Annotated in this window: 14 protein-coding genes; 8 read left to right on the top strand and 6 right to left on the bottom strand. The window is 67.4% G+C overall.

The features are described 5' to 3' along the window. From ABD231_RS37405 to ABD231_RS37370, 8 genes are all read left to right on the top strand, one after another. Positions 1-501 (top strand): GntR family transcriptional regulator (locus ABD231_RS37405; protein WP_344163487.1); only part of this gene is annotated, 501 nt, incomplete at its 5' end. Between the two features lie 39 nt (positions 502-540). Further along, positions 541-2112, top strand: a complete 1572-nt coding sequence (locus ABD231_RS37400; RefSeq protein ID WP_344163485.1) for an HNH endonuclease signature motif containing protein — start codon at positions 541-543, stop codon at positions 2110-2112. A gap of 1288 nt (positions 2113-3400) precedes the next feature. Then, positions 3401-4825 (top strand): hypothetical protein, encoded by a 1425-nt coding sequence (locus ABD231_RS37395; protein ID WP_344163483.1) that lies wholly within the window; start codon positions 3401-3403, stop codon positions 4823-4825. After that, positions 4822-5214, top strand: coding sequence for a FixH family protein (locus tag ABD231_RS37390; RefSeq protein ID WP_344163481.1), 393 nt, complete (start codon positions 4822-4824; stop codon positions 5212-5214). The genes ABD231_RS37395 and ABD231_RS37390 overlap by 4 nt, the downstream gene beginning before the upstream one ends. Positions 5215-5241: 27 nt before the next feature. Then, entirely contained in the window at positions 5242-6273 is a 1032-nt protein-coding gene (locus ABD231_RS37385; protein WP_344163479.1) for a hypothetical protein, read from the top strand. After that, positions 6266-6832 carry a hypothetical protein gene (locus ABD231_RS37380; RefSeq protein ID WP_344163477.1) on the top strand — a complete coding sequence of 189 codons (567 nt, stop codon included), beginning with the start codon at positions 6266-6268 and terminating at the stop codon, positions 6830-6832. The genes ABD231_RS37385 and ABD231_RS37380 overlap by 8 nt, the downstream gene beginning before the upstream one ends. Then, positions 6781-7989, top strand: a complete 1209-nt coding sequence (locus ABD231_RS37375; RefSeq protein WP_344163475.1) for a sensor histidine kinase — start codon at positions 6781-6783, stop codon at positions 7987-7989. Before ABD231_RS37380 ends, ABD231_RS37375 begins: the two co-directional genes overlap by 52 nt. Further along, positions 7986-8648, top strand: coding sequence for a response regulator (locus tag ABD231_RS37370; protein WP_344163473.1), 663 nt, complete (start codon positions 7986-7988; stop codon positions 8646-8648). Before ABD231_RS37375 ends, ABD231_RS37370 begins: the two co-directional genes overlap by 4 nt. On the opposite strand, the gene ABD231_RS37365 is transcribed toward ABD231_RS37370, so the two are convergent. The 6 genes from ABD231_RS37365 to mmsA form a co-directional block, all read right to left on the bottom strand. Next, positions 8643-9137: an SgcJ/EcaC family oxidoreductase gene (locus ABD231_RS37365; protein ID WP_344163471.1), complete on the bottom strand. Its 495-nt coding sequence runs from the start codon at positions 9135-9137 to the stop codon at positions 8643-8645. The two genes, ABD231_RS37370 and ABD231_RS37365, sit on opposite strands and share 6 nt — an antisense overlap. A gap of 100 nt (positions 9138-9237) precedes the next feature. Continuing rightward, a complete protein-coding gene (locus tag ABD231_RS37360; RefSeq protein ID WP_344163468.1) occupies positions 9238-10545 on the bottom strand; it encodes a sensor histidine kinase in 1308 nt (435 codons plus the stop codon). Beyond that, positions 10542-11222 carry a response regulator transcription factor gene (locus tag ABD231_RS37355; RefSeq protein WP_344163466.1) on the bottom strand — a complete coding sequence of 227 codons (681 nt, stop codon included), beginning with the start codon at positions 11220-11222 and terminating at the stop codon, positions 10542-10544. Before ABD231_RS37355 ends, ABD231_RS37360 begins: the two co-directional genes overlap by 4 nt. 126 nt (positions 11223-11348) lie before the next feature. Next, positions 11349-12455 carry a substrate-binding domain-containing protein gene (locus ABD231_RS37350; RefSeq protein WP_344163463.1) on the bottom strand — a complete coding sequence of 369 codons (1107 nt, stop codon included), beginning with the start codon at positions 12453-12455 and terminating at the stop codon, positions 11349-11351. 56 nt (positions 12456-12511) lie between these two features. After that, positions 12512-13813 carry a multiple monosaccharide ABC transporter permease gene (gene mmsB, locus ABD231_RS37345; protein WP_344163461.1) on the bottom strand — a complete coding sequence of 434 codons (1302 nt, stop codon included), beginning with the start codon at positions 13811-13813 and terminating at the stop codon, positions 12512-12514. Beyond that, positions 13813-15345 carry a multiple monosaccharide ABC transporter ATP-binding protein gene (gene mmsA / locus ABD231_RS37340; protein WP_344163458.1) on the bottom strand — a complete coding sequence of 511 codons (1533 nt, stop codon included), beginning with the start codon at positions 15343-15345 and terminating at the stop codon, positions 13813-13815. Before mmsA ends, mmsB begins: the two co-directional genes overlap by 1 nt. Between the last annotated feature and the right edge of the window lie 100 nt (positions 15346-15445).

Raw genomic sequence — 15445 nt, 5'->3', positions numbered from 1 at the left:
GGCACCTGGACCAGCCGCGTCCTCAGCCACTCCGTCATCCCAGCCGGCATGGCCATCGGCAGCCGCCTACGCATCGAACCCGGCGCCGCCGTACTCCGCATCGCCCGCCAACGCCTGGTAGACGGCGAGCCAATGTCACTCGAAACCATCCACGTCCTCGACGAACTCGTCCCCGGCATCGACATCTCCGCCATCGAAACCGGTTCCTTCTACGCCCTCCTCCGCGACCAGTACGGCGTCATCCCCACCGACGCCGAACAAACCCACGAAGCCGCCGCCGCCGACGCCACCGAAGCAGCCCTCCTAGGCCTCACCGAAGGCGCCCCCATCCTCACCCTCGACCGCCTCACCCGAGATCAGCACGGCCGCCTCTTCGAATACACCCACGCCTCCTACCGAGGCGACCGCTACCGCGTAACCACCCACCTCACCCTGGACGCAACTGTTGACAGCATGAGCCCCCAAACAGCCCACACTTCTCTTGTAAATAAGGACTTCTGAGCTCGAAAACTGTCGGTGGCCGTGTCTAAGCTGTTGGGTATGGAGATGTTGGCGATGCCCCCGGTGTACACGCAGAGCAGCAGCGAACTGCTGTCGCGTCTGGACACCCTGAAGGCCGCCAAAGCCCTGATCGAAACCGACGAACTCCAAGTACTGGCCCGTCTCGACGAGATGGGCGCCGCGGCCGAGCTCGGTGCCCGCGACACCGTCGAGCTGGTCTCCGAACGCTACCGGATCGATCGTGCGGAGGTCCGCAAAGATCTCGCCTTCACTGGTGCCCTGCGCAAGTACCCGGCCGTGACCGCTGCCTTGCCCGACCCGGCCGATCCGGCGCGGCTGGCGGTGGTGTCTGTTGAGCAGGCCAAGGTCATCGTCACCACGCTGGAGAAGGCTCCTTCGTCGGTGCCGGTCGAGACCCTGACCGTGGCCGAGGAGCAGATGATCAACGCTGCCCGCGTGTCCACGCCTCGCAAGCTCTTCGAGTTCGGCCAGACCGTCCTCAGCCGGCTCGATACCGATGGCATGGAACCGGCCGAAGACGAAGCAGCCGCGAAAGAATCCCTGCGGATCCGGCGCGTCGAGGGCGGCGTCAGGTTCACCGGTTTCTTGGCCGGTGCCAGCGCCGAGCAGTTCCAGACCCAAATGCATGTCTTGTCCAAGCCGCACAAGACCGTCGACGGCGAACGCGACCCGCGAACTCTCGACCAGCGCCAAGCCGACGCCCTGACGATCGTCATGAACGCCGCCGCCGGCAACCCCGACCACCCCGGCGTCCCCCACCTCACCGTCACCATCGACTTCAACGACCTCAAAGCCGCCACGCTCGCCGCTTTCGGCGGCACCACCGGCACCGCCGCGGCCGACGCCGACGCGACCAGAGCCGGTACAGCTGGAGCCGCTGCGAACGGGGCCGGTGCGGCCGGTCAAGGTGGCGGAGTAGGTGAGCTGGTATTCGGCGGCAACCTATCCGCCGGCGCCGTCCGCCTCCTAGCCTGCGACGCCGCAGTCCTGCCGATCGTCCTCGGCGGCGACTCCCAACCCTTGGACGTGGGCCGCGAACAACGCTTCGTCAACCGCTACATCCGCCGCGCGCTGAACAAACGCGACAAAGGCTGCGTCATCTGCCAAGCCCCACCCTCGATGTGCCACGCCCACCACCTCATCCACTGGGCCGCAGGAGGCCCCACCAACCTCCAAAACCTCGCGTTACTGTGCGCCGTCCACCACCGCGCCGTCCACGACGATCAATGGGCACTGTCCATCACCACCGAAGGTGTTCAGGTCACCCGCCCGACCTGGGCCGACCCGCCCCGCACCGACCCCACCGCACTCGCCGAGGTCATCGGCTGGGCAACCCCCGCCTCCAGCCCCGACGCCAGTGACAGCGGTGCCGGTCGGGCCGCTAGCAACGCCAGTTCCGACTGGAGTGGCCAAGGCGGCGTCACCAGCAGCCCAACTCACGAGCAGCCGGACCGGCTCCCGGCCGCCAGCACCCTCCCCAACCCGACACTGGCCGCCGCCCGCGAAGCCCTCCGGACTTGGCTCACCGCAGTGGCACCCAACTACACCGACCCCTGGGGCGCCAACACCACCCCCACAGCCGGACCGTAGAAACCCCACCACCCGGTCCATCGCCCCCAACGCTCCACCCCCCATCACCCCACCGCGGCAGCCGGTCCCCAGACCGGCCCGCGGTCCTACCCATGCCCACCGCAGTTTCCAAGCAGCAACCTGAGCCGCCCCGGAGTGTTCGAAGGCTGCTCAGGTGGACGGGTGGAGGGGCAGGCGGTTGTGGTGAGGCGGGGTTTCGGGTCGACGGAGGACTGGTCGTGCGGTTGATGTTTCGGCAGTGCTGGGTGGGTCAGCTGCCAGCAGACCTTGTCCCGCACCCCAACCACAACCCGGCAACCCCAAGCAACGCAAGCCACGGTCACCGACCGCACCACCCACCCCAGCCACCGCGGCGCCCAGCCACGCTTTCTTTTAGTCGGCCGGACGCGGCGATCAGCCACAGCGAACGCCCCCGGCCGAGTCCTTTCGCGCCCGCACCCCGACTCGACCACCAAAGGCGGCCGACCAAAACCAGAGGGCGTGCCACGCAGCTGGCTGAGCTGCTTGGCGAGGCCCGGCGACCGCGGCTCCACGCCGTCCGGGGCTAACGGGCTGTGGCTGAGGTACGTGATGCCCGAGGTCTTGCGTTAGTCGGAAGATTTTCGGGTCCAGGCGATTTCGTTCCGACTAACGCGCCAGACACCTCCGGGCGCCCGAGACCGCTAGCCGGCAATCACCTTGAGCACCCATCAACCACCTGCGCCCCACCGAAACGGTCGAACCGCGCCCAAGGTCGCCCCGACCACCGCACCTTGAGCACCCATCAACCACCTTCCGATCGCGCAGATGGTTGAGCCGTGCACAACGTCGTACCGGGTCATGGTGGGAGCCATTGGCTCACCGGACTTGGGGTCCCATCGGACGGCGGTCGTCTGGGTGGTGGCCGGTGCCGGACCTGTGGGTCAGCAGAATTGGGGGATCGAACGCTGGCCCGCCTGAGAGTTGTTGGGGTGGGCGATTGTGATCGGGCTGCGACGTCAACCGGAAGCCGTACCCCCGGTGAAGCAACCACACCGATGGGTCCGCCGCGAGCCGCTTGATCTGAGACAGCAACCGTCGTAGAAGTCGTCGGCCGAGTGTCCGCTGCCCGAGCCTGGCTGGCTGGTGATTGTGTTGCCGTTCGTGGGTGGCGACGGATCTGCAGCGGAGCCTGGATGGGTGCCTGACGAGGTGTTGCCGTTGGTGGGTGGTGATGGTTTGCGAGGGCGGGGATCTAGTTCTCTGGTCGTAGGGAAGTCGGGCCGGTTGGCCTATGTGGGGGTGGGCGGGGGTCCGTAGCGTCGCGGGTGTGGGAAAACGGGTTTGGCGATGGGGTGTTCTGGGGCTGGTTGTTCTCGTTGTGGTGCTGGGGTGGCCGGTTTCGGCGGCGGCGCATGGGGTCGGGCCGACGGCGGATTTGCAGGTGGCGCAGACGTTTGCGGGGAACGACCTCACAATCGTGCTGCGGCGTACGTCGGAGGTACCTGGGCCGTTGCAGGTGGAGGTCTTCGCGCATTCCCCCGTCCGAAAAACCACGTTGACACTCACCATCGCCGGGCAGCCCGACGATGCGGTGGTGCGGCTGGTCTCCCCCGGCGTGCAGGCCGCGGTTCTCCGGGTCGAGGGACCTGGTGAGCACATGCTGGAACTGCGGGCGGGTGATCAGCGGGCGACTATTCCATTCCGGGTGCTCGTCGATCGCCTCGCGACCTGGGAGATCATCACGTACGGCGGCTTTGCGGCGGCCGGGCTGTTGATCATCACCAGTCTCGGTTGTGCCGTGGTTCGGCGGCCGGGGATTCGGGCTCTCGCCGTGCCGCAGGCTGTGGCGGCGGTGATCGCGTTGGTCGTGGCTGCGACGACGGCCGGGCTGTCGAAGGACATGCCGCCTGCCGTGCCTGATGGGGCTCCGCCCAAGTCATCGTTGCGGGGTGACGCGGCCGATGGATCGGCGCCTAACGGGCGGCCCTACGTGAATCTGCGGTTGCGGACTGAGCCGGCGAATCCACAGACAGGGAAGGACTTCGACCTCGAGCTCAACCTCACCGACGGGAGCACGGGGAGGCCGGCCGACGATCTGGTTGCCCATCACGCCGCGCTGATCCACACGGTCATCACCAGCCAGGACGGGCGCGAGTTCCGTCATGTACACCCGGTCCGCACCGCGCCCGGCGTACTGACTGTGCGGATGTCCGTCAGGACACCCGGGAAGCACCTCCTGTACGCCGAGTTCGAGCGAGCGGACAGTGGAGCGCAACTGGTCCGTGGGAGCTTCGAGGCCGCCGGGCCGCGGTTGTCCCCGCCACCGGCCGAGGCCGAGGCCGGGGGCACGGGCGGGGCCCGGGCCGCTGGAATCGGCGTACAGGTGAGCTTCGAGCCGCAGCGGGTCGTGGCTGGCCGGCCGCTCACGATTCAGGCAGCGGTCAGCGCCGACGGGCGGCCGGCGCGGGACTTGCAGCCGTGGCTCGGGATGGCGGGGCACCTCGTCATCCGTGATGCCGAGGGCAACTTCTTCGGCCATGTGCACGAACTGGCCTCGATGGCCGCCCAGGCACAGCGAGCCGCGACGAGGGCACCGCTGCAGGACGAGACCGTCGCGAGGGAAGGACCGACGCTCCGGTTCACCTACACCTTCCCGGCGCCCGGTCGCTATCTCGTGTGGGTGCAGTTCGCACGGGCGTTCCGGATCCACACCGTGCCGCTCACGATCGACGTCGCGAAAGGACAACCATGACCCGCCTAGCCCGGCCGCTGGCGCTACTGATCTCCGCCGTGGTGATCTGCGCCGGCGCCGCCTACCTGCTCTGGCCGACCAACGACGCGTCGGCAACTCTCACCGGCTCATCGGACCAGCACACCGTCGAGCTGAGACTCAGCGAGCTCACCACCGGCCCGGTCGACGTCGACCTGGTAGTCACCCCAGAGGACGAGGCCCTCGAAGCAGTCACCCTCGAGCCCGGCATGCCGAGCATGGGCCACGCGACCGCGGCACTGACCGCCCAGCGCGGCAAGGACGGCCACTACCGCGGCCGCGGCGAACTGTTCGCCATGCCCGGCACCTGGGACCTCACCGTCCGCCTGGGCACCGACACGATCACCATCGCCGTCTCCGTCAAGCACTGAGCCGCTCAAGGACTGAAAGGAACCGTCATGATCAGCGAACCACCCCGCCGGGAACGTCTCGGCGCCTGGCTCTTGTTGCTGGGCACAACAGTCGCCGGCATCGGCCTCGTCTGGGACATCCAATGGCACTCCGACGTCGGCCCCGACACGTTCTTCACCCTCCCGCACCTCGTCATGTACCTCGGTACGGCGATCAGCGGTACCACGAGCCTGGCCGTCGTACTCCTCACCACCCGAGCCGCCGACCGAGCCAGCGCGATCACCGTGCTGCGCGTCTTCCGCGCGCCGCTCCCCTTCCTCCTCTGCGGTACGGCGGCCGCCGTCGGCCTCCTCTACGGCCTGGCGGACCTCTGGTGGCACACGGTCTACGGCTTCGACGTAACACCGACCTCGCCGCCACACGTCGCGATGTCGCTGATGAGCCTGTTCGACACAGTCGGTGTGACCTTGGCCTTCATCATGATGCGGCGCAGTGCGTCCGGCAGGTTCGGACTGGCGGCGGCCGTCGCCGCATCAACGGCCTCGCTGGTATTCCTCGCCTACTCGACCCCGCCGCTACCCGGCGTCCATTCCGTCGTGCTCGCCATCACCGCCGTAGCCGTCCTCCTGATCGCCGCCACCGCCGGCGCACTCCGCAGCCCGAAGGCCGTGGCGATGATCGCCGCAACCTACGTCGCCGTACAGGTCCTCCTGTGGTTCTTCCCGATGCCCGCCACCAAGCTGTACGCCGAATCGCTCGGGCTGGGGCTGCGTGACTACGTGACCGGTGTTCCGGTGATGCCGATCACCTTCCCGATGGCGATGCCGTTGGCCGCGCTGACGTTTGCCGCAGGCATCCACTTCGCCGTACGGCGCAACTGGTCGCCCAAAACGTCCATCCTTACCCTCGGCGCGGTAGCAGGCACCTTGGTTGCCCTCGGCTACTTCGCCGTACCGGTCTTCGAGCCCGAACCGCTCACCCTCGTCGCCGGCCCAGTCGTCGGCGCGCTGGCCGCGTGGATCGGCTGGCAATTGGGCAGCCTCGGCCGCGCCGCAACTCAGGAAGGTAGCCATGTATAAGCGCATCCTGTTCGCCACAATCGTGCTGCTCGCCGTAGCAACACCGGCCTCAGCCCAAGGAACAGCGACCGAACCAATCGACATCGTGCACACCGAACTGACCGCAGTCGGTCCCTACCAGGTGCGAACCTCGTTCAGCCGATGGCCGCTACGCTCCGAACGCTCACTCGACTTCCTCTTCGAAACCGAGCAAGGCATCACCGGACTCAAAGCCACTCTGAAGCCCGTCGCACCGAACGGCGATGTGTTGCGGCCGCAGCAACAATCCACGGCCAACGGCACGGAGCTCGCGAGGCATCCCAGAGCACTCGACCAGTGGGGCTTCGACATTGTCGCGCTCAACCAGCCAGGGATCTGGCGATTCGAGTTCGCCCTCGACGGACCCAACGGCCCAGGCACCGGCGTACTCGAAGTGCCGGTCGGCAGCCGTCCGGGACCGCCTGGGGCACTAGCCTGGACCATAGGCCTGCTGCCGCTGGCCGCCGTCGTACCGCTGGGAGGCTATCTGTGGTGGAGGACCAGGCCGGGGCGTCGACGCGACACGTGGCAATGGACCTGAGCCATCCCAACCGGCGCTGGCCGTCCCTGTCGGTTGCCCAGGTCAACCACCTGGTCACATCCACCTTCCCGCTCCTGGTTGCCCTCGTCGCCTTCCAGCGCTTCGACTCCGCAGGCGCGATCGCACTAACCGGTGGACTGGCGCAAACGATCGCCCTGACCTGGGCCCGCCGCTTCCCGGCCGCGATGATGCTCGTGATCATCGCGGTGGAGGCCGCCATCTACCTGGCGGGCGGCAACGTCCTCACCTTCGGCGTCATCATCGCCGCCTACTACGCAGGCTCCTGGGGCAGCCGCCGCCAGCGGATCGTCGCCTTGACCTTCGGCCTCGGCTACTGCGCGGTCGCGGTGGCCTTCACCATCGGCTACGACCGACCGCTGGCGATGGCAGGCGCGCTGGTGATGTGCTTCCTCGGCTTCTGGATCAGCGGCCGGTTCGAGGCATCGCAACGGTCACGCATCTCCGAACTGCGCGAGACCTCCAGCCGCCTGGCCGAGGAGCGAGCCGTGGCCGAGCAACAGGCCGCAGATCGAGAGCGAGCCCTCCTGGCCAGGGAACTGCACGACATCCTCAACCACTCGGTCACCCGGATGGTGCTCGACGCCGAGGCCGGCGCGGAGACCGGTGACGAGGCCGCCGCTCGGCAGACCCTGTACCGCGTCGCCGACACCGGCCGCGACTCGCTCGCCGAGCTGCGCCGACTCCTCGGCGTACTGCGCACTGAGACGCCCGGCGAACTGCGCCCGCCACCCGATCTCAACCAGCTCGACGAACTCGTCGCCCGGATCCCGTCCAGCGGACCGCAGGTCACCGTCGACCGCCAAGGCGAGGTGCGCCAGGCTGACACCAGCATCGAGCTCGCGGCCTACCGGGTCGTCCAGGAGTCGCTGACCAACGTGGCCAAGCACGCGGGCGCCGTACCGACTGTTGTCCGGCTGACCTATCTGACAGGAGCCCTGGAGATCGAGGTCGTGAACGAACTACCCCGCAACCGCCTTCACAAGAAAGCCCTTCGCGGCACCGGCTTGGTCGGACTGCGCGAACGCGTCGAGCTCCTCGGCGGAACCTTGCACGCAGGCCCCACGAAGACCGGCTTCGCCGTCTACGCCACCCTGCCGCTGCGTCAGCCGGTCCGCTCCGGAAGCGGTGGCTCGTGACAGGCGCCGTACGGGTCGTGGTCTGCGACGACGAGGAGCTCCTGCGCGAGGCGCTCAGCCGCTTGGTCGACGTAGCGCCCGACCTCGAGGTCGTCGCTGTCGCGGGCAACGGCCGGGAAGCGATCGAGGCCGCGAGCCTCCACTCCCCCGACGTCGTCCTGATGGACATCCGGATGCCGGTTCTCGACGGGATCGAAGCCACTCGCCGCATCGTGGCCGCCAGCCCGCGCACCCGCGTCCTGATCCTCACCACCTACGACCTCGACAGCTACGTGTACGCCGCTCTGCAGGCAGGCGCGAGTGGTTTCCTCCTCAAGGACGCGCCCAGCGAACGTCTCCGCGACGGGATCCGGGTGGTTGCCGCAGGCAACTCAGTACTCGCCCCCGAGACAACCACCCGCCTGATCGAGGCCCTCCGCCCCGACCTCCCCAGCGCCGAAGACCAAGCCCTCCTGCAGGCACTGCAACACCTGACCGACCGGGAACGCGAAGTCTTCGACCTGGTCTCGCTAGGCCTGTCCAATCAGGAGATCGCCGAGCGCCTCGTCATCAGCCGCAGCACGGTCAAGGTGCACGTCTCCAACGTGCTGGCCAAACTGTGCCTCCCTGACCGGATCCAAGCCGTCCTGGCCCGCTCCCGCCTCCGCCCCCACCTATGAGGCCGGTACGGCGGAGGAGTGGTGTTCGGTGATCAGCCACTTGCCGTCGATCTTCTCGTAGACATACGTGAAGCGGGCAGGCACCTTCGTCCGGGCGCCGTCCTTGCCGTTGACGGTGAAGGTGTAGTTGCCGCTATGGGCGGCGGAGTTCTCGTCGATGACGAGGACATGGGACTCGGTGATCGTCCCGGACGGCTTCTTGGGCAGGAAGTCCTTCTCGAAGTACTCCTTGATCTCCTCGCGGTTGGTGCGGACGACCGGGCTCAGCGTCGGCAACAGAACCCCGTTCTCGGCGTACAGCTCGGCCACACCCTCAGGGTCGCCCTGCAGCGCGGTGTTCCACTGGTCGAACAGGGCCGCGATCTCCTGCGACGAAGGCATGGTCGCGGCAGCAGCGTTCGAACCACAGGCGGTCAATGCTGTCACCGCGAGCAGGGCAGTGCCGGTGATCGTGGCGAGCTGGATGCGGCGGGCGGTGGGGTTCCTCACGAACTTTCTCCTTGTCTGGTGGCGTTCTCGATGCCTCCAGACTCCCGTTGCGCCATGCAACGATCTGTCAGGGAAAGGTGTGGATTACGGCAGGATCGTGTCAGCGATTGGCGCGCAGGCTGATCCGTACTTCGAGTCCGCCGCCGTCCGCGGACCGCAGTTCGACGGACCCGGCGTCGTGTTCGACGAGCTGGCGGACGATCGCGAGGCCCAGGCCGGTCCCGGTGCCCGGCGGACCGGCTCGCCAGAACCGGTCGAAGGCTCGACCGCGTTGCTCGTCGGTCATCCCGGCACCCTGGTCACGGATCACCAGGTCGACCGCGGGTCCGTGGCTGCGAGCCCGCAGTACGACGGTGCTCCCGGCGGGCGCGGCGGTGAGCGCGTTGCTGAGGATGTTGTCGAGAACCTGCTCCATCGCGCCGGGAGTCGCAGTGATCTTGCAGGGCCGTTCGAGGTCGACGTGCAGGGTGACTCCGGCGTCATCCATCGCGGCGGACCAGGTCGACTTGCGCGCATCGACCACCTCCGCCAGGTCGACGCACTGCGCCGCGGTCGTGGCGGACTCGGCGCGGGCCAGGGTGAGCAGCCCTTCGACCATTCGCCCCATCCTGTGGATCTCGGCGTCGACGGTAGCGATCCGTTCACTCAGCTGTGGATCGTCGCTGGTGTCGCGGATGTTGTCGAGGGTCAGCCGGATGGCCGCGAGCGGCGTCCGAAGCTGGTGGGAGGCATCGGCAACGAACGCTCGCTGCGAACCCAGCAGCGCCTCGGTCTGCCGGGCACTGTTGTTGAGCGTCCGCGCCAGGGTCGCGATCTCAGGCGCTCCCTTGGTCTCGGCGCGAGCCGAGTAGTCGCCGTCGCCGATCCGCCGCGCCACGGCATCCAGCCGCTTGAGCGGCCTGGCAATGGTGCTGGCGATCAGTACGGCGATCGCGGTCGCCGCGAGCAGTACTCCGGCACCGACGAGCAACCGGAACTGCCAGATCTGCGCGATCTGCGCGTTGACCTCGGCGGCCGGCGAGATGATCTGTACGGCGGCGACGGTGCGGCCGCCCGACTTGACCGGCAGCACGACACTCACCGCGTCGGCACTCCAGACGGCGGCTGGATCTCCGCCGGACAGCGCCTGGCTGACCTGTGCGTCCTGCACTCCGGCCGTCCCGGCGGAGATCAGCCGGACCTGCGAACCGGTTGCGCTCTCGAAGTCCCGGGTCCGGTCCACGATCGACTGCCTGGCCGCCGGATCCGTCCGGACCACCAGCGGGGCGAACAACCGGGCCTCCCGCTCGGCCGTCTGCGCCAGCGTCGACCGCAGGATCGACGCCGAACTCGCCGCGACCGGAACGGTGAACAGGGCCAAGGCGATGGCCACCAGGACCACGTAGCTCGCGACCAGCCGGAGCTTCATCCGGCGTGCTGCTCGAGCCGGAAGCCGACACCACGAACCGTCTGTACGTCGACCGCCCCGGCGAGCTTCTTTCGCAGCGACCCGACGTGGACGTCCAGGGTGCGCGTGGATCCGAACCAGTTGCTGTCCCAGACCTCCTCGATCAGCTGCTCCCTGGTGTGCACGGCACCCGGCCGAGACGCCAGCAACGCGAGCAGATCGAACTCCCGCGGTGTCAACGAGACCTCCGCCCCGGACACGAACACCCGCCGGGCCGCTCGATCAAGCGTCAGTTCGCCGACCTGCTGAGCGTCTACCGGCGCCGCCGCGACGACTTGGTCCCGCACCGCCGTACGCCGGGTGACCGCGCGGATCCGCGCCACCAGCTCGCGCAACCCGAAGGGCTTCGACACGTAGTCGTCCGCTCCGATCTCCAGGCCCACAACCCGCTCGATCTCGTCCGAGCGGGCCGTGATGATGATCAACGGAACGTCGCTGACCGCCCGGATCTTGCGGCAGATGTCGATGCCGTCGGCATCGGGCAGCCCCAGATCGAGCAGCACCACTTCCGCCGCCGGGTGCGAGGCCAGTGCCTCAGCTCCCGTGGTCACATGCCGAACCTCGAAACCGTACCGAGGCAGCCCGTCACACAAGGCACCGGCGATGGCGGGATCGTCTTCAACCAGGAGAACCAGCACGGCTCCACGGTTCCACACGGCACGTCATGGTCAGGTCAGGGAATCGCCAAGATTCGGCACAGATCCGTCCGGACGGCAAAAGCGCCCGCCCTGGAAGTCCAGGACGGGCGCCTCGCCGAGCTGGTGCTACTTGGTGAGCGGCGACAGCTTCGGGTCGTTCGCGTAGGCCTCGGCCGCGTTCGCCTTGGTCACGATGACCGGCGGGAGCAGGAACGACGGGACGACCTTGACACCGTTGTTGTAGGTCTTGGTGTCGTTGACCTGCGGGGTACCGCCGGTCTGCAGCGTCTTGACCATGTTGATGGTCTCGGCGACGAGCTTGCGGGTGTCCTTGTTGATCGTCGAGTACTGCTGGCCGGCCATGATCGACTTGACCGACTCGACCTCGGAGTCCTGGCCGGTGACGACCGGGGTCGGCTTGCCGGCGCCCTTGACCGAGGTCAGGATGGCGCGGGCCAGGGTGTCGTTCGGCGACAGGACGCCGTCCAGGGTCTTGCTCCCGGTGTACGTCGAGGTCAGCAGCGAGTCCATCCGCTGCTGGGCGCCCTCGGCCTTCCAGCCCTGGATGGCAGTCTGCTTGATGTCCTTCTGGCCGGAGCCGACGACGACCTCGCCCTTGTCGATCAGCGGCTTGAGGACATCCATCGCGCCGTTGAAGAAGACGGCGGAGTTGTTGTCGTCGGGCGAACCCGAGAACAGCTCGATCGTCCACGGGCCGGTGGCCTTCTTGGCCTTCATGCCGTCCAGCAGGGCCTGGCCCTGCAGCTGGCCGACCTTGAAGTTGTCGAAGGCGATGTAGTAGTCCAGGTCACCGGTGTTGGTGATCAGGCGGTCGTAGGCGATGACGACGGCGCCGGACTCCTTGGCCTGCTTCACCTGGGTCGACAGCTGCGCGGCGTCGGTCGCGCCGATCACGATGACCTTCGCGCCCTTGGTGACCATGGTCGAGATCTGGGCCTGCTGGTCGGCCACGGTGGTCGAGGCGCCGGCGTACTGGACGTCGGACTTGAAGCCCGCTTCCTTGAGGCCGTTGGTGAACAGGTCACCGGCCAGCACCCAGTTCTCCGACGTCTTCGACGGGAGTGCGACGCCCACCAGGGAATCCGCCGCGAAGCCCTTGGGTGCGTCGCCGGTCTTGCCTTCGCCCTCACGGGTGTTGCCGCAGGCTGCGGCACCGAGAGCAAGTACGGCGACGGCACCGACCGCGACCGCCTTGGTGATGAATTTGGACATCAATGACTACCTTTCTTGTGCGACCACGGACCAAGTCCAGCGGAAGTTCAGTTGCCTCAGCCGGCGGCCGGGGTCTTGTCGCTCTGCCGTGGCGCATCGGCGGGGACAGCCGGGGCGGCCGGCGTTCCCTCGCGACGGAACGGACGCGTGATCGAGTCGATCACCGAGAAGCGTCCTTGGCTCTTGTTGTAGACGTCGAGTGCGACGGCGAACAGCAGCACCAGGCCCTTGATCATCTGGACCAGGTCGACGCCGACGCCCATCAGCTGCAGGCCGTTGTTGAGCAGGGCCATCACCAGGCCGCCGACGATCGAGCCGCTGACGGTACCCAGACCGCCCGAGACCGCAGCGCCGCCGATGAACACAGCGGCGATCGCGTCGAGCTCCCAGCTCAGACCGTCCTGCGGGCCGGATGCTGCCGACCGCGCGACGAAGATCATGCCGGCCAGGGCGGCGAGGATCCCCATGTTCGTCATCACGAAGAAGTTGACCCGCTGCAGCTTCACGCCGGACAGCTCGGCAGCGCGCGCGTTACCGCCGACCGCGTAGATGCGGCGGCCGGAGACGGTGTTGCGGGTGTAGAACGAGTAGATCAGCACCAGGCCGATCAGGATGATGCCCGACACCGGCAGGCTGGTACCGACGCGACCGCCGGCGAACCGCAGGGTGGCGAAGATGATGACGCCGACCATCACGGCGAGCCGAACGCCGGAGATCCACAGCGGAGTGGGCTCGGCGCCCATCTCCTGCCGGGTCTTCCGGGCCTGCCACTCGCGCCACGCCACGGCGAGACACCCGATCAGGCCGAGCAGCAGCGTCAGGTTGTTGTAGCCGGCGATCGGCCCGCCCTCGGGCAGGTAGCCCGCGCCGATCGTGCGGAAACCCTCCGGGACCGGAACCGTGTCGGCGTTGCCGATGAACTGGTTCCCACCGCGGAACAGCAGCATGCCGGCCAGCGTCACAATGAACGCCGGTACGCCGATATAGGCGACCCAGAAGCCTTGCCAGGCACCGATGAGCGCGCCGACCACCAGGCCCAGCACGATCCCCAGCGGCCACGGTACGTCGAAGTTCTGGATCGCCTTGGCGACCACGATCCCGACGAACGCCGCGACCGATCCCACCGACAGGTCGATGTGTCCGGCAACGATCACCATCAGCATGCCGATCGCGAGGATCAGGATGTAGGAGTACTGGCTGACCACCGCGATCAGGTTGCCCGACGTCAGCGTGAGGCCGTCGGTCAGCACCTCGAACAGCAGGATGATCGCCACCAGGGTGAAGATCATGCCGAACTGGCGGCCGACAGAGGTGGTTCCTCCGAAGAGGTTCTTCTTGAGGTCTTGGAGTCCGCTCATCACACCGGCATCTTCTTCGTAGTGGTCATCTGCTTCATCAGGCGTTCGGGGTCGGCGTCCGCACGCAGCACCTCACCGGTGATCGTGCCTTCGAACACGGTGTAGATCCGGTCGCACAGGCCGATCAGCTCGGGCAGTTCCGACGAGATCACCACGACGCCCTTACCCTGCTCGGCGAGCCGGTGGATGATCCCGTAGATCTCGTACTTGGCCCCGACGTCGATCCCGCGGGTCGGCTCGTCGAGGATCAGCAGGTCCGGATCGCTGAACATCCACTTGGCCAGCACGACCTTCTGCTGGTTGCCGCCGGAGAGCTTCGCGATGCCCTCGTCGACGGACGGCGTCTTGATCCGCAGGTCCTGGCGGTACTGCTCGGCGACCCGGTGCTCGGCCACCTCGTCGATGACGCCGTGGTGCGCGATCTTGGCCGGCTTGGCCGCCACGATCGAGGTCTTGATGTCGTCGAGCAGGTTCAGGCCGATCGCCTTGCGGTCCTCGCTCACGTAGGCCAGGCCGTGCTCGATGGCCTCCGACACAGTTCGCAACCGGATCTCTTGGCCGTCCTTGAAGACCTGGCCACTCAGCCAGGTGCCGTAGGACCGCCCGAACAGGCTCATCGCGAGCTCGGTCCGCCCGGCGCCCATCAGGCCGGCGAATCCGACGACCTCGCCCCGCCGTACGGAGAAGTTGGCGTGCTTGGTCACCAGCCGGTCGGTGATCGGGTGCCGCACGGTCCAGTCGCGCACCTCGAAGAAGACCTCGCCGATGTTCGGCGTGTAGTCCGGGAAGCGGCTGCTCATGTCGCGGCCGACCATGCCGCGCACGATCCGGTCCTCGTTCACCCCGTCGGCCTTGACGTCCAGGGTCTCGATCGTCTTGCCGTCGCGCAGGATCGTGATCGAGTCGGCGACCGCCTCGATCTCGTTCAGCTTGTGCGAAATGATGATCGAGGTGATGCCCTGCGTCTTGAACTCGCGCAGCAGGTCCAGCAACTGCCGGGAGTCGGACTCGTTCAGCGCGGCGGTCGGCTCGTCGAGGATCAGCAGCTTGACGTCCTTGGCGAACGCCTTGGCGATCTCGATCAGCTGCTGCTTGCCGACGCCGATGTCCTTGATCAGCGTGTCCGGGTCCTCGTTCAGCCCGACCAGCTTCATCAGCTCCTGCGCGCGGCGCTGCGCGGCCTTCCAGTCGATCGCGACACCCTTGCGCGGCTCGTTGCCGAGGAAGATGTTCTCGGTGATCGACATCCCCGGAATCAGCGCCAGCTCCTGGTGGATGATCACGATCCCGGCGTGCTCGCTGGCCCGGATGTCGCCGAACCGGGCCTCGTCACCGCGGTAGAGGATCTCGCCGCTGTAGTCGCCGTACGGGTAGACGCCGCTGAGCACCTTCATCAGCGTCGACTTGCCGGCGCCGTTCTCGCCGCAGATGGCGTGAATCTCACCCTCGCGCACCACGAGGTTGACATCGGCCAGCGCCTTCACCCCGGGGAACGTCTTGGTGATCGACCGCATCTCTAGCAGAACTGGCATCACTGTGTCCGGAACTCCTGTGTGTCGCGAGCTGATCCTGGAGGACTGTAAATCCATTTGATTTACTTCGTCAACGCTCTGCGGGAGACTGGCGTCGATC

Source organism: Kribbella yunnanensis, from assembly GCF_039529655.1.
In the GTDB taxonomy this organism is placed as follows: domain Bacteria; phylum Actinomycetota; class Actinomycetes; order Propionibacteriales; family Kribbellaceae; genus Kribbella; species Kribbella yunnanensis.
The sequence above is the reverse complement of the archived record's forward strand: the minus strand, read 5'-3'. Positions and strand labels throughout refer to the sequence as shown.

Coding starts and splice junctions, on each gene's coding strand:
- ABD231_RS37400 (WP_344163485.1), top strand. CDS start 541: ATGGAGATGTTGGCGATGCCCCCGGTGTACACGCAGAGCAGCAGCGAA.
- ABD231_RS37390 (WP_344163481.1), top strand. CDS start 4,822: ATGACCCGCCTAGCCCGGCCGCTGGCGCTACTGATCTCCGCCGTGGTG.
- ABD231_RS37385 (WP_344163479.1), top strand. CDS start 5,242: ATGATCAGCGAACCACCCCGCCGGGAACGTCTCGGCGCCTGGCTCTTG.
- ABD231_RS37380 (WP_344163477.1), top strand. CDS start 6,266: ATGTATAAGCGCATCCTGTTCGCCACAATCGTGCTGCTCGCCGTAGCA.
- ABD231_RS37360 (WP_344163468.1), bottom strand. CDS start 10,545: ATGAAGCTCCGGCTGGTCGCGAGCTACGTGGTCCTGGTGGCCATCGCC.
- ABD231_RS37350 (WP_344163463.1), bottom strand. CDS start 12,455: ATGTCCAAATTCATCACCAAGGCGGTCGCGGTCGGTGCCGTCGCCGTA.
- mmsB (WP_344163461.1), bottom strand. CDS start 13,813: ATGAGCGGACTCCAAGACCTCAAGAAGAACCTCTTCGGAGGAACCACC.
- mmsA (WP_344163458.1), bottom strand. CDS start 15,345: ATGCCAGTTCTGCTAGAGATGCGGTCGATCACCAAGACGTTCCCCGGG.